Source organism: Bacillus sp. DHT2, from assembly GCF_026241455.1.
Classification (GTDB): Bacteria; Bacillota; Bacilli; order Bacillales; family Bacillaceae_G; genus Bacillus_A; species Bacillus_A pseudomycoides.
Genome location: NZ_JAPHWH010000001.1, coordinates 158,864 through 173,497 on the forward strand (window position 1 = coordinate 158,864; position 14,634 = coordinate 173,497).

The 14,634-nt window shown below is 34.3% G+C and carries 13 protein-coding genes and 3 pseudogenes; 12 read left to right on the plus strand and 4 right to left on the minus strand.

Annotated features, from left to right (window positions below; all coding sequences use genetic code 11):
• Positions 1-71 precede the first annotated feature (71 nt).
• Positions 72-767 (plus strand): YjjG family noncanonical pyrimidine nucleotidase, encoded by a 696-nt coding sequence (locus ORL93_RS00890; RefSeq protein WP_018766292.1) that lies wholly within the window; start codon positions 72-74, stop codon positions 765-767.
• A 104-nt stretch (positions 768-871) separates the two neighbouring features.
• On the opposite strand, the gene ORL93_RS00895 is transcribed toward ORL93_RS00890, so the two are convergent.
• Positions 872-1,075, minus strand: a complete 204-nt coding sequence (locus tag ORL93_RS00895) for a helix-turn-helix transcriptional regulator (protein ID WP_265958446.1) — start codon at positions 1,073-1,075, stop codon at positions 872-874.
• Positions 1,054-1,155: pseudogene (locus ORL93_RS31435) on the minus strand (DUF3796 domain-containing protein); the annotation flags it as partial. The gene ORL93_RS00895 and the pseudogene ORL93_RS31435, both read right to left, overlap by 22 nt.
• Positions 1,156-1,272: 117 nt before the next feature.
• On the opposite strand from ORL93_RS31435, the gene ORL93_RS00900 reads away from it, so the two are divergent.
• From ORL93_RS00900 to ORL93_RS00930, 7 genes and pseudogenes are all read left to right on the plus strand, one after another.
• Positions 1,273-1,467, plus strand: coding sequence for a hypothetical protein (locus ORL93_RS00900; RefSeq protein WP_026008613.1), 195 nt, complete (start codon positions 1,273-1,275; stop codon positions 1,465-1,467).
• Positions 1,468-1,828: 361 nt separating this feature from the next.
• On the plus strand, positions 1,829-2,554 hold the full coding sequence (locus ORL93_RS00905) for an ABC transporter ATP-binding protein (RefSeq protein WP_017151715.1): 726 nt from the start codon (positions 1,829-1,831) through the stop codon (positions 2,552-2,554).
• The gene (locus ORL93_RS00910) at positions 2,547-4,202 is read left to right on the plus strand and encodes a putative ABC transporter permease subunit (RefSeq protein ID WP_018766297.1); all 1,656 of its coding nucleotides are present in this window, start codon (positions 2,547-2,549) and stop codon (positions 4,200-4,202) included. The genes ORL93_RS00905 and ORL93_RS00910 overlap by 8 nt, the downstream gene beginning before the upstream one ends.
• Positions 4,203-4,314: 112 nt before the next feature.
• Positions 4,315-5,073, plus strand: a complete 759-nt coding sequence (locus tag ORL93_RS00915; protein WP_018766298.1) for an SDR family oxidoreductase — start codon at positions 4,315-4,317, stop codon at positions 5,071-5,073.
• A gap of 387 nt (positions 5,074-5,460) precedes the next feature.
• Complete coding sequence (locus ORL93_RS00920; protein ID WP_006095300.1) at positions 5,461-6,114, plus strand: hypothetical protein; 654 nt, start codon at positions 5,461-5,463, stop codon at positions 6,112-6,114.
• A 112-nt stretch (positions 6,115-6,226) separates the two neighbouring features.
• Positions 6,227-6,483 (plus strand): annotated as a pseudogene (locus ORL93_RS00925) (aromatic ring-hydroxylating oxygenase subunit alpha); the annotation flags it as partial.
• 274 nt (positions 6,484-6,757) lie between these two features.
• Positions 6,758-7,744 (plus strand): NAD(P)-dependent alcohol dehydrogenase, encoded by a 987-nt coding sequence (locus tag ORL93_RS00930; RefSeq protein ID WP_006095302.1) that lies wholly within the window; start codon positions 6,758-6,760, stop codon positions 7,742-7,744.
• A 187-nt stretch (positions 7,745-7,931) separates the two neighbouring features.
• On the opposite strand, the gene ORL93_RS00935 is transcribed toward ORL93_RS00930, so the two are convergent.
• Positions 7,932-9,248 carry a histidine--tRNA ligase gene (locus ORL93_RS00935; RefSeq protein ID WP_265958447.1) on the minus strand — a complete coding sequence of 439 codons (1,317 nt, stop codon included), beginning with the start codon at positions 9,246-9,248 and terminating at the stop codon, positions 7,932-7,934.
• Between the two features lie 444 nt (positions 9,249-9,692).
• Between ORL93_RS00935 and ybaK the strand changes: the two genes are divergently transcribed.
• Entirely contained in the window at positions 9,693-10,166 is a 474-nt protein-coding gene (gene ybaK / locus ORL93_RS00940; RefSeq protein ID WP_018766302.1) for a Cys-tRNA(Pro) deacylase, read from the plus strand.
• 150 nt (positions 10,167-10,316) lie between these two features.
• Here the strand turns inward: ybaK and ORL93_RS00945 are convergent.
• Positions 10,317-10,525: pseudogene (locus tag ORL93_RS00945) on the minus strand (hypothetical protein).
• 521 nt (positions 10,526-11,046) lie between these two features.
• Between ORL93_RS00945 and rraA the strand changes: the two are divergent.
• The 3 genes from rraA to ORL93_RS00960 all read left to right on the plus strand — a co-directional run bounded on the left by rraA (position 11,047) and on the right by ORL93_RS00960 (position 14,633).
• Complete coding sequence (gene rraA, locus ORL93_RS00950) at positions 11,047-11,532, plus strand: ribonuclease E activity regulator RraA (protein WP_018766304.1); 486 nt, start codon at positions 11,047-11,049, stop codon at positions 11,530-11,532.
• A gap of 385 nt (positions 11,533-11,917) precedes the next feature.
• The gene (locus ORL93_RS00955; protein ID WP_018766305.1) at positions 11,918-13,747 is read left to right on the plus strand and encodes a DUF4430 domain-containing protein; all 1,830 of its coding nucleotides are present in this window, start codon (positions 11,918-11,920) and stop codon (positions 13,745-13,747) included.
• 55 nt (positions 13,748-13,802) lie between these two features.
• A complete protein-coding gene (locus ORL93_RS00960) occupies positions 13,803-14,633 on the plus strand; it encodes a DUF4430 domain-containing protein (protein ID WP_018766306.1) in 831 nt (276 codons plus the stop codon).
• Position 14,634: the final 1 nt, after the last annotated feature.

Genomic DNA, 14,634 nt, shown 5'->3' on the forward strand with positions numbered 1-14,634 from the left:
GACGTTCTGATTATGAACAGAAATTGAAATATATATTCAAACTAGAGCAGTAGTGAGTAATGGAGGTACCTATGAAATATAAAGTTATCTTATTCGATGTGGATGATACATTATTTGATTTTAGTATGTCTGAAAAAAAGGCATTAAATAAAACGTTTGTAGATTTCGGATTACCTACGGGGTTGGTAGATTATGAAGACAGCTATAAAGAGATTAACAGAGTATTATGGAGGGATTTAGAGCAGGGGATTCTAACTTTATCTGAATTGGGAGTGGAGAGATTTAGGAGATTATTTCTAGCTCATAAGCTTGAAATAAATGCTGACATATTCAACAGTATATATCTTGGCTATTTAGGGACAGAAATACATATGGTATCAGGAGCTGTAGACTTGTGTAAAACGCTTGCTGATTGTCGGCTAGCTATTATCACGAATGGGTTCACAGATGTGCAGAAATCTAGAATCAAGGGGTCGCCTCTCTGTGATACTTTTGAGCATATTATCATTTCGGAAGAGGTTGGATTTCAAAAACCAGCGCGAGGGATTTTTGATTATGCATTTTCAAAGCTGCAGATTACAGATAAAGAGAGCGTATTAATTATCGGTGACTCATTAACTTCCGATATTCAAGGAGGAATAAATTACGGGATTGATACGTGCTGGTTCAACCCGTATCGCAAGGAAAATAATATGGGCATTAAACCAACATATGAAATTCGTGATTTAACCGATATTATAAGGATTGTAGGAAAGACGGGGAACTAAGGGTTTTTTAATGAATTCTTTTAGCTACACTGGGCTATTCTCAACAATAGGTGCAAATTTTACAAAAATCCCGCTTTCTACGTCATAGTAGAGAGGGGGATTTACTATACTTCATCAAAAATGAATATTTCCTCAATAGAAGCGTTCAATGCTTTTGCAATATCATAAGCCAATTGTAAAGAAGGGTTATATTTTCTCTTTTCCAAATGACTAATGGTTTCGCGTCGAACACCAATAAGCTTTGCTAAATCATCTTGGGTTATATGTGAATGGGTGTGGTATTCTTTTATTTTTGTTGTGAATGCCATGGCGCATCTTCCATTTCATCAATTGGTTTGTTGTATAAATAAATAGAGAATCCAAACGTAAGAATAAGTAAAACAAATAGGTAAATGAAAAGTGAATAATATATATAATTAAAGTTCAGAAAAATGATAATATTTAAAAGTTATAAACAGTAAAAATATTGTAAAATGGTTGCAAGAGGAAGGGGGAAATGGAACACATGATTAAGTGGATGTTAATTGTTTTATTGATTGTGGCAGTAATTGTTGTTGGAACAATAGTAGTCGGGAAAAATGGAGATGAAAATTATAGTAAATCAACGAAAGGGAATATTACAAGGCTTACAATGATTTACCTTTTGTTAGCAGTTGTTTTAATTGTTGGTCTAGGTATATATATATATTTTAATGGCTAAGGAACTATATATAGATTGAAATACCGATATAAAACTTTCCTTTTAGGTGGGAGAGAGCGTCCGTCTTTGGATAGAAGCGGTCAATGCCTTTTTTAGCCCTATGCCACGTGAAACCAAATGGAGAAAACGAGTGGGGATTCCTTTTTATTTTCGCGGCTGTGATGTACATGTCGGAAAATCAAAAGGAATATATATACTTACTATAGGAATAATAGTGAATTCCTTTTTCTGAATGCATAAATAAATTATAAAAAGATTTTGTGAAAGATTATTCAATCTGAAAAAATGTAAAAATCTAAAAATACAAGTATGCTATAATAGAGATATAGTTTATTGGTAAATGAGGAAAGGATTGGATAAAATGATTGAAATTGTGAATGTGTCAAAAAGTTATAATGGTTCTTCCTATGCTGTGAAAGATTTAAGTTTAACAGTACCTAGTGGAGAAATTTTTGGATTTTTAGGGCCGAATGGTGCTGGGAAATCAACAACAATTAAGATGGTAACAGGTATTCATGCAATAGATAAAGGAACAATTTCGATCAACGGAAAAGATGTGATGAAAGAGCCTATGGAGGCAAAGAAAACATTTGGTTATGTTCCGGATAGTCCAGATATGTTTCTGCGATTAAAAGGGATAGAATATTTGAATTTTATGGCTGATATGTATGAGGTGCCGAATGCAATTAGACAGGAAAAAATTCAATTTTTAGCAGAGAGATTTGATCTTTACAATGCATTGTCTGACCAAATTCAAAGTTATTCACACGGAATGAGACAGAAAATTATTATTATCGGTGTTCTTCTGCATGATCCAGATGTATGGATTTTAGATGAGCCAATGACAGGGCTTGATCCAAAATCAGCATTTATTTTAAAACAGATGATGAGGGAGCATGCAGATAAAGGAAAAACGGTATTCTTCTCTACACACGTACTAGAAGTAGCCGAGAAGTTATGTGATCGCGTAGCGATTATTAATAAGGGAAATTTGCAGTTCCAAGGAAATTTAAATGAAATGCGAGATCATTTTAAATCCAATGAATCACTTGAAAAAATGTTCTTGGAGATGACAGGAAATGAATAAAATTTGGACATTAACAAAAGTATTATTGAAATTAAATTATGCAGATATCATAACGGATAAAAAGAAACGGTGGGCGTATGCATTTTCATTTTTAGCATTACTATTTGCGGGCTTTATATTTATTGGTCCACTTACATATGGAATGTATGTTGGAATGAAATCAATTGGTCAGGAAACATCGATAATCGGAATGGGATTAGCTGTTGCGAGCATATGGGTATTTGTAATTAGTATTACGAACATTTTAACTGTATTTTATTATAATAATGATGTTGAAACCCTATTACCTTTACCACTACAACCATCACAAATTATTACGGCGAAATTCATTACGGTATTAATTACACAATATGTAATGGGATCTTTTATTTTATTTCCACTCTTTATTGTTTACGGTTTGCAAAGTGGTGCATTTATTACATACTATTTATATGCACTATTAATTTACATATTTTTCCCTGTTATTCCATTAGTACTCGCATCACTCTTAATGACAGTTATTATGCGTTATACAAATATAGCCAAGAATAAAGATCGCAGTAATATATTTATCGGAATATTAACTCTGTTATTCGTCGTAGGTATTAATGTATTTATTCAGTGGAGAAACAAAAGTGCAGTATCAGGGGATATGGTTGCAAATTACTTTGCTGATAACCAATCGTCTCTGTTCGTTCAAATGACAAATTATTTTCCAACAACATACTTTGGTGCAATGGGATTAATAGAAAATGCCTCTTGGAAAGGAATTATATACGTTGTGATTTTTGCAGCGATTTCCTTAGCGTTTTTTGGGTTGTTCTTCTATGTTGCACAGCGTACATATTTAAAAGGAGTTATCGGACTTTCGACGAGTACTGCAAAAAAAGAGGCTATCTCAGCAGAGAACTTAAAAAAATCGACTGTACAAAGTTCACATATAAAGGCTTATGTAAAAAAAGAGTTCAAAATTTTATTCCGAACACCACAATTTTTTATAAATTGTATTGTGCAAACTTTCGTGATGCCAATTATGCTATTCTTTATTCTTTTCGTACAAGAGGGAAACTTAAAGTGGTTAACAAAATTTATAAAAGAGCCAGAATGGTCTGGTCTAGCTCTTGGCATAGGTTTTTGTGCAGGACTATTCTTAATGGGAAGTAATGTCATTGCTACAACGTCTTTTTCTAGGGATGGAAGCTCGTGGTTTGTTAATCGTTATTTACCAGTAAAGGCAGCAGATATATTTTTTGCAAAAGTCTTTACAGCATGGCTTATAAATATAACAATTTTAGCTGTGTTTGGTCTTATCATGACAATTGTTGCCGGTGTTTCACCACTCTTTATGTTGTTATGGTTTTTACTAAGTGCAAATGGCCTTTGGTTAACGAATTTAATCGGTACACGTTGGGACGCTCAAACGGCGGATATACATTGGGATTCAGAGCAGAAGTTGTTTAAAAGCAGGTATACAACTCTGTGGAATTTCCTTGCAAATATTGCGATGGATCTAGTAATCGTAGGCGTGGTTGTTGGATTATACTACTTCTTTGGAATCGGTATGTGGGGCATGTTTAGCATTCTATTAATCGTATTTACTATTATAAATGTAATAGTAACACGCAGTTTACAATTAGGAGCAGAGCGCATTCTAGCAAATATTAAATAAAAAACGATAAATCCTCTGTATTCATGCAGGGGATTTATTTGTAAGGAATATTACGCATGATTCTAATTTACTAGAAGGTATATTTTATTTTGTAAAATAGGGGGAGAAACAAGTGACGAAAATAGCAATTGTTACAGGAGCGACACGTTTAAATGGAATTGGAGCAGCGATTTGCAAGTCGCTTGCTCAAAATGGCATTGATATTTTTTTCACGTACTGGCCTCGGTATGATAAGGAAATGCCGTGGAGTATGAATGATCAGGAACCATTTTTATTGAAAAGAGAGATTGAAAATTTTGGTGTTCGCTGTGAAATGGCTGAGGTAAATTTAGCTCAGTCCTATGCACCTAACCGCTTATTATATATGGTATCAGAACGATTAGGAGAACCGTCTATTCTGATTAACAATGCTGCGTATTCTACGGATACAAATGTTGAAGGGTTAGATGTAGAACAGTTAGATAAACATTATACGGTCAATGTGCGCGCTACGATGCTATTAAGTACATTATTTATTAAAAATTACACGTTTGAAACGAGTGGAAGTATTGTCAATCTTACCTCTGGACAATCGCTTGGACCAATGCCGAATGAACTTGCTTATATAGCAACGAAAGGAGCGATTGAAGCTTTTACTACTTCAGTAGCACCAGTTGCAATGAAGAAGGGGATTACTGTAAATGCTGTTGATCCAGGACCAACCAATACAGGGGGGATGACAGAAGAAATGAAGGCATATTTAGTAACCAGATTTCCTGCTGGAAGAATAGGAGAGTCGGTGGATGTAGCACGTTTAATAACGTTTTTAGTAAGTGAAGAAGCAAAATGGATAACAGGACAGATCATTCATTCGAATGGTGGATTTTATTGATAATTTATAATTATATTATGTAAACAAAAATGTTGAGAAATAATACGAAGTGAGAAATATTTTATGAATTTATTTTCTGTGTAAAATAATTGTATTGTCAGAAAATGGGGACTTCTGATAGTGAAAAATGTAATTGTGAATATATGGGTTATTTTTCGTGGTTCTTTATAGGTCAATACATCCTCCGATTTTTATTGAAGAAAGTATCGTATAAAGCATGTTATATAGAGTAGAAAAAACGCGGATTTTAAAATTAGATTCATAGTTAAGTGTCGTATAAATATGAAGATTTCTGTCGGAGAGATGATGGCTAGAACAAAAAGGAATTTTTATGGATAAATAGAATCGTAAAGAGGAGGATAAAAATGTAAATATAGGAGGCTTTTTATGAAAATGAAAAAAATAACAATTGCATCACTAGCAATTGGTACAATGCTCTCCATTACAGCTTGTAATACCTCCACAGAAAAAGATCAAGTGAAAAAGGAACAAACGAACGCGCAGGAAGAAGCGAAAACAACGAATGCTGATGAAACATCTACAATGAAAAACGATGAGAAAGAAACAAACACATCTACTAACGAAAAAACAGAGAAAGATCAAAAGAATTCCAAAGAATCATCTGGAACTGAGAGTAGTGCGAAAACAACAAATGAGAAAACGAAAGAAAAAGAAACAAGTACAAAAACAACAGACCAAGCTACTAATGGAAAAACTGAAACGAAAGATACAAATAAAGGCGTGGCTGTGAAAACGAATGTGAAAGCAGTTGCGCAACTTATTGACAGTTTGGATAAACAATTAGCTGCAAACCCTAAGTTAGATACAGTGAACAAACTAGGGAAGCAAATAAATGAAAAATGGGATGTAATCGAAAAAGAGTTAGAAGCGACTCATCCAACTGATTATAAAACAATTGGACAAAGCATGTATCCTTTAATTGTTGCAGCTGAAAAAGAAAAAATAGATGTGAAACGAATAAAATCATTAACGACGAAAACAAAGCAAGATTTGAATCAACTATTAAACAAACTCTCATAATATAATTTGGTTATAAAATAGAATATTTTATAGAAAAGGAGAAACAATATAGGTTTCTTCTTTTATTTGTGTCTATTAAAGCTCGAATTTTCATACTATAAAACGTACATATGATGAAGAAGAAACAATAATTTTTGGATTAGCAGGTAGAAATTTTGCGAAAAAAATTCCGTTCCTACATATTTTAGCCGGTATAGTTTGAAAGTTCTTCAAGAAGATCAAGTGGTAGTAGAAAGTCAGCACTCAAGACCAATTCCGGAAGCTTTAAAAATGGAGGCACATGTATACGCAGATGCAGCGCAAATGAAGTTTAGGCAGAGATGGTTTCAATTTTTAACAAGTGAAGGACGAACTTGCTATTTCGATTGATAAAATAAGAATACCATAAAATTGTTATGTAAACTTTATTTGGAATTATAGCTAAAAGATTATTTAGAAAAAAGTGGCCAACCTTTTAGTAAGCCGTCCTCTTTTGAGATACCCGAATTGGAAAAAGTATATATAAAAATAAGTATGATTTAAATACATTTTTTAATTAATAGGACAGGATAGTTTAGAACAATTATTGAAGAGTGAACCATTGTTCTATTTATTCATATTATCCGTATGATATTAATAAATAGAACAAAATGGAGGAAGATTAATGAAAGTAATTGTGTACACAAATTACGGTCCCCCCGACGTTCTTCAACTGAAAGAGGTAGAGAAACCTGTTCCTAAGCAAAATGAAATACTGGTCAAAATAAAAGCAACAACCGTAACAGCAGGAGATATTCGATCACGGAGTTTTACGGTTCCTCCTTCTGTTTGGTTACCAGCTCGAATCACACTTGGTTTTAGCCAACCTAAAAGAAAAATATTAGGAATGGAGTTAGCTGGAGAAGTTGAGTCAGTAGGGAAAGATGTCAAGCGGTTTAAGGAAGGAGACCAGGTTTTTGCGGCTACCCAAGTGGGTTTTGGTTCTTATGCCGAGTATATTTGTTTGCCTGAAGATGGAGCAGTATCTATTAAACCTTCTAATATAACCTATGAGGAAGCCGCTGCCATTCCAATTGGGGCACGTACAGCCTTGTTTTTTCTTAGAAAAGCTAACGTTCAGAGCGGTCAAAGTGTTCTTGTCTATGGAGCTTCTGGAAGTGTAGGAAGTTATGCGGTACAGATTTCTAAGTATTTCGGAGCAAAAGTTACAGGGGTGTGCAGTAACACAAATGTAGAATTGGTAAAATCTCTGGGAGCCGACCAGGTGATTGATTACACTGCAAAAGATTTTTCTACTACAGACGAGACTTATGATGTTATCTTTGAAGCGGTAAACAAAAGCACATTTTCAGATTGTATCAAATTGTTAAAGAAGGACGGTACCTATATAAATGTCGTTGAACCGTTGCCAAGTGTTCGAATGCTATGGACTAAATTGACAAGTAGTAAGAAACTAATATTAGGTCAAAATGCACCTGAAACTTCCGAAGCATTAGACTTCCTTAAAGAACTTGTTGAGACGGGGAGGATAAAAGCGGTTATTGACAGGTACTATTCGTTTGAAGAGATTGTGGAAGCTCATAGATATGTCGAGCAGGGACACAAGAAGGGAAATGTTGTCATAAATGTGGAGCATAATAACAAATCCTAATAAATGAAGAATGCTCTGAGGTGAATAACAATTTTTTTGGCAGCTGCTAAACAGTATGGCATTTATACATGTGATTAAACCCTCTAATAACACAAAAAACATTGATATAACAATAAAAAAGCAGAGCGAATTCATGTGCGAATTGCTCTGTTTTTTATCTACTGCGGATACTTCAAAAGAGAACGGCTTAACCTTTTAGGAGGCTACTTTTTTTAAAATAGTCCTTTAAAGTTCCCTCTTCAATGCAAGATAGGGGGAGCTTCATTTCGGTACCTTCCTTCATATTACGTAAAACAATGGTTTCTGTAGAGATTTCAATATCACCGATAATAAGCACGTAAGGGATATTCTCTTTATTTGCGTAATTAAGGGACCGTTTTAATTTACGTCCAGCAAGTTCCAGCTCAACTTTGAAGGTACTTTTAGAACGCAAAAGTTGTGTAATTCGTAAACATTCCACTTCGGTGTTAATAGGAATAATGAAAATATCAGCACAAGTAGATTCCGTTTCTTTTTGCGTAAGAGCTGTATAAATAACATCCAAGCCAAAGGAAATCCCTACTGTTGGATAGGATGTATTGTCGTTACGAAAGGCTCCAATTATATTATCATAACGTCCGCCACTACCAATACTTGAAGTAATGCTTCCATCTGTTAAAAAAATTTCATAAACTGTGCCTGTATACATTGTAAGTCCTCTTGCTAAGAATGGATTGAAAACAGTATTGTCTTGGATACCAAGTGCAAGAAGGTATTGTTGTAATTGCTGTAGTTCATTGATTCCTTCCGTAACAAGTGAATTTGAGAAAATTTGTTTAAACTCATTAAGTTCTAATGTCATACAAGATTCAACTGTATGACAAACAACCTCTATAGTGTCATGTACTATTCCGCGGCTTTGTAAATCCTTCCGTACACCGTCAATTCCGATTTTTTCAAGTTTATCTAATGATAAAATAACATCGTTTGTTTGTTCATCTTGAATTTCAACTGATTTAAGAATACCTGTTAATAACTTCCGATTATTATATTGAATTGTAACATCTAAGTTTAAAGTTTTGAAAAGATCAAATGCCATGGCCATTAATTCAGCTTCAGCAATAACAGATTCTACGCCGACTATATCAACGTCGCATTGAATAAATTCACGAAACCTTCCTTGTTTTATTGGTCCATCACGAAAGACCTTTCCAATTTCATAGCGTTTAAAAGGCAGCCTGATATCCGGATTCATTGCTACTACTTTTGCAAATGGAATCGTTAAATCATACCGAAGAGCGATTTCACGATTTCCTTGATCACGTAGTGTGTACATTTCTTTTAAAATTTCAGCACCGCCTCCATATTTATAAGCCATAAGTTCATACATATTTAATGTAGGTGTTTCAAGCGGTTTACAACCATATCGTTCAAAAGTCTCTTCACAAGCACGTTTAATTTTATTTCGTAACAACTGTTCTGCGGGTAAATAATCTTTTGTTCCTTTTACATTTCTTACATCCATTTGAATCACTCCTTTTTTAAATTAAAAAAAGCTATGCAGGTATAAAAATACCCACATAGCTTTATGAATGCTTCGTGGGTAACAGGAAAAGCCCTGTACCCACGAAGAAAAAATTCTTCGGATACACGGCATTATGTATGATGATGAAGTTGGAAAGAAGTATTAGAATTAAACATATTCAATCTCTCCTTAAGTTTTTTCAAAAGTATAACAAATGATTTTTGAAATATCAATGTTTTTTGAAAATAAAAACAAGATTAATGGATGAATTAATCCTACTGTATATAAACAGTTTGAGTCATAGAATATGCTTGTCATTACTTGTTAAAAAATAGCAAAGTAAGCTACAATATTTATGTATTTGAAATTATATTTCCAATGTCTTTATCTCAATTCATATATTAAATAGTACATATAAATTTGTTGCAGGAGGATTTTAGCACAATGGAATACAAAACGAATGTAATGCGGTTATTAGATAAGAAAAAAATCAATTATAAACATTATAGCTATGTGGATACTGATGCGATTAGTGGAATAGATGTTGCTTTGGTATTAGGACAATCTCCTAATCAAGTATTTAAAACACTAGTCACCATGGGGAAATCAGGGCAGCACTATGTTTTTGTTGTACCTGTAAATAAAGAATTAGATTTGAAAAAAGCAGCTTCTAGCGTTCGTGAAAAATCAATAAGCATGCTGAAATCTAAAGATTTACTCTCGCTCACCGGCTATATTCATGGTGGCTGTTCACCGATTGGAATGAAAAAATATTTCCCTACGGTCATTGATAATAGTGCTATGGAGTTGGATACAATAATCTTTAGTGCCGGGAAGATAGGGTATCAAGTTGAACTAGGACTAGATGAATTTAAAAAAATAATTCGCTTTGAACTACACGATATTGTAGTTGAGTAGTATATTATTAATTCCGATGATTGAGTTGGAGATATAATAGATCCATGTACTGGAATGTAATAAAAAGAGCCATTTGGCTCTTTTTATTATTTTATTGAGAAGGCTTGCTCTTTTTAATGGAGTGAAGATAGTGGGGCTAGGTACTGAAATTTAATTCGTATTATTTTGGAATTTCGGTATCTTTTTAATGCCTTCGGTTCCTATGATACTGCCAATAAGTGCAATTAATACGCTTGAAGAAAAAATTTGACTACATAATAAATTCCTGTTCCAGTAACCAAATCTAAGATTAAAAACTTTTTTATAGTTGAGCCTTTTATTATATGAATAACAATTTGATCATTTTTTCTATTCAATATTGTCACATCCTTATCCTTTTACAGAATTTGTGAGCGGGAAAGCCCACGTGCTTTAGCCGTGGGAGTGGTCAAAAGGAAAGGGTGTCATATTCACTCATGACTACATAATAGTTATCTAATTTCAGTGTTGATGATTAAAAAGTAAAAAGAGGTTAACTAGCTTTTTAACAAAAGCTTCATTATAAAAACAAAAGAGCAGCTAGTAAAAGCTAACTGCTCAGCCCCCAAGGAAAGGGAGAAAAGATTGTAGGTACTACAAAATTGTATAAAAGCTATTCACCAGCCTTTATACAGTATGTACGGAATTTGAAATATTATACAGGAGGGAGAGAAAGTGAAAGTATAGAAGATTTCTGATCATGTAACTGAAGTTAATATGAAGTTTCTGAATGAGAGGTTTTCTGATTGTTCTTTATATGTATTTCTTCTTATTAGTATACAAAATTTCGCAATATAAGACAGGTGAAAAATAAAACGACAAGAATATGTAACATATATTGAAAAAGAAGAGAGGGAGAAAGATGTGGAGAACGACAGATCTTTGTGATGCTTTTGAAGGGGACGTACAAGTATGTAAGCCTATTTTTCAATCATATGGAAAGAAAGAACAATTTCATGGGAGAATTGCAACGGTTAAAGTGAAAGATGATAATGTATTAGTAAAGGAAGCACTGCAAACTTTACCAGAGGGGACTGTGTTAGTAGTTGATGGAGGTTCTTCTACGAACTGTGCGTTACTTGGAGATAACTTGGCAAACATTGCAAAGGAACGAAATATAGCAGGGATTATTGTATATGGATGTGTTCGTGATTCTAAGGAACTGCGAAACATAAATATTGGTATTTTAGCATTAGGTACAATGCCGAAGAGAAGTAGAAAAGAAGGAAAAGGAGAAACAGAAATTCCTTTGCAATTTGGAGAAATTGAGTGGATTCCTAATCAGTATGTGTATGCTGATGAAGATGGTATTATAGTATGTGAACAACCGATTCATAGTAACCTGTAGTATCTATATAATAGAAGCTTTATAATTTAATGTAACCGGCTATTATTCTTAGAAAATAAATCAGAGAAAACATAGACAAAATCTCGTGTCAATAGTAAAATAATACAGAAATTTATAATTTGATGAATGTATAGGTATGTCGTTTATACGATAACTTTAAAAGGAAATTGGTGGAAATAAAAATGGGTTCGCCGCTAAAAGTGAATGTTATCACAATGATACATTCATCAGCTACATGATCTTTCCTATACAAATACAACCGCTACCTATGCGGATAGGAGGAGGTGTTGTGCATTTTGGTTTAGCACTCACGGTAGAGTGCTATTGCACGCCCTTGAAGGGCCTTTTTTTATGTATATGTAAGCAAAGGGAGGAATAACCAAGGATGGCAATGATAAAAAAATGGCTGCTTACGTTGATAATGGCAGTGGCATTAGTATTTGTTTCATTTACAAATACTGTACATATTACGTTTGCTGAAGGGAAAACAGCAACACTTGCGATCATTGGGGAATCGCAAAAAGGAGTTATTTTATGTCCGAAAGAAGTGTCAATTGAAGATGGAGAAACAGCCTATAGTTTGTTACAAAAAGTTATGGGGACTAAAGTAACAGCTGAGAATACGAAGTATGGTATGTATGTTAAAGGTATTGACGGTTTAATGGCTGGTGATATAAGTGCTACAAGCGGATGGGCATATGATGTAAATGATCAAGCTGCCATGGTAGGGGCAGATAGTTATAAATTAGAATCTGGAGATGTTGTTGCATTTCGTTTTGTTGTAAATTGGGACAATATGAGCATAGAAAAGTTGCAACAAGTACTCGATAAGAATGGAACTTGTAAAAAAGATTCAGGTACAGCAAAACCAGAAGAACAAAAACCAGAGGGACAAAAACCAGAAGAACAAAAGCCGGATGGACAAAAGCCTGAGGAGAAAAAACCAGAAGAACAAAAGCCAGATGGACAAAAACCAGAAGAACAAAAGCCGGATGGACAAAAACCTGAAGCTCAGAAGCCACAAGAACAAAAGCCTAATGAGTTGAAAGAGCCAATCAAAAATGAATTACTAATGAAGCAATTAGATCAAGCGATTGCTAAAACATCAAAAAAAATGATGGAAGATGGAATCGATAGTGATTGGGTAGCAATTGCACTTGCTCGTTCAGGAAATAATATTCCAGTAGAAACAAAGATTAGTTATTTACAATCTTTAACACAAAAAGTGGAAAAACGTGTGGAACGATTTAGCGCTACAGATATAGCAAGGACTGTTTTAGCGGTATCAGCGGTAAATGGAAATCCAACAAATGTTGCAGGAAAGAATTTAGTTCAAAAACTATATCAATCTGAAAAACTAAATTCTGTTACTGGTTATACATTTGCTTTACTTGCACTTGATACAAAAAAATATGAAGTACCGGCTGGAGCAAAGTGGAATCGTGCGGCTTTAGTAAAAGAGATTTTAAATGGACAGCATACAGACGGTGGTTGGACATACAATGTTGAAAGTAGTAAGAATGAAGCTAGTAATATTGATGTAACGGGTATGGTTTTATCGGCATTAGCGCCATATCAGAAACAACCAGAGGTAAAGCAAGCTGTAAAAAAAGCAGTAAAATATTTATCAAATAAACAATTGAACACTGGCGGATTCGAAGCTGATGGCCAAGAAAATTCTAATAGTGTTGCACAAGCGATTATTGGACTTACTATTACAGGGATTGATCCAACTAGTGAAGCATTTACTAAAAATAATGTAAACGCAGTTCAAAATTTAATATCATACCAACTTGCAAATGGTGAATTTAAATGGTTGCCAAGCGACGAAGAGGGTAGTAGTATGGCTACTGAACAAGCACTTTTAGCACTTGTTCAATATAAGGCATTTGTAAATGGTAAAGGTTCTATATATGATTGGACAAATTCATCAACTGAAGATGATATAAACTTAGTTGATGAGCCGAAGGAACCTGTAGTGGATGAGAGCAATGTGATTGAAAAGCAAGAAGTCATTCAAAAACAAGAGAAACAAACAAACGATGAGAACTCTCGTGTTGTTACGAAAGATAACACAGTAAATAATGAAAAAACTGCGAAAAATCGTCAGTTACCAAAAACAGGAGCATCTGCTTGGGATACTGCTATGCCAGTAGGAATGGGCGTATTATGTATCGCTTCAGCATATGTTTTATGGAGACGAAAAGCAGCTTAACAAAAATTAGGAGCAATGATTTGCTCCTAATTTTATTAGGAAAGGTGAGAAAAACATGAATATGATGAAATGGTTATTCTCAGTTGTCCTTTCATTTGGATTGCTTGTTGGATGTAGCCAAAATGAATCGAAATCTGAACAAAAAGCAATTTCAAAAACGGAACAAAAAGAGAAACTGAAACAAGAAGAGAAAAAGGAAGAAAGTAAACCGGAAGAACAGCAAGAATCAGTAGAGAAAAAGCAACAAGAAGAGCTACAAAAGGACAATCAGGAACAAAAATCGCAAGAACAACCTGAAATAAAGAACGAAGAGAAAAAAGAGCAAGAACCAGTTGCTCAGCAAAAACAACAAGGACAAACAAAAGCGCAGCAAGAACAACCTGAGCCAGCGAAAGCGCCAGAAGCAAAAGAAGAGGCTAAAGTAGTAAATCAGCCGAAAGAAACACCGAAGCAGGAACAGCAGAAAGATCCCAAGGCTAAAGAAACAACTCAAGGAGGAGATTCTGTTTCTGGAACGGTTATACCAAGTCCTGTACCATCAGAAGGAGAGGGAAAACCAGATCCGGTACCACCACCAAAACCAGAGGAAAAGCAAGTTACCATTTCGGTACATGGAGATCAGGGGTATTTATTAGGTGCGAAAAAAGTAGATATGCAAGAAGGAACTACAGTTTTTGATGTACTAAAGAATACGGGATTGGAGATTGATTCAACTGGATCTGGAAATAGTAAATATATAAAAGGAATCAATGACTTATATGAATTTGACAAAGGACCGAAAAGTGGATGGAAATACCGTGTCAATGGTACTTTTCCAAACCGAAGTGCAGGTGCATATAAAGTAAAACCAGGAGATAAAATCGAATGGGTATATGTGTTAAATTAGG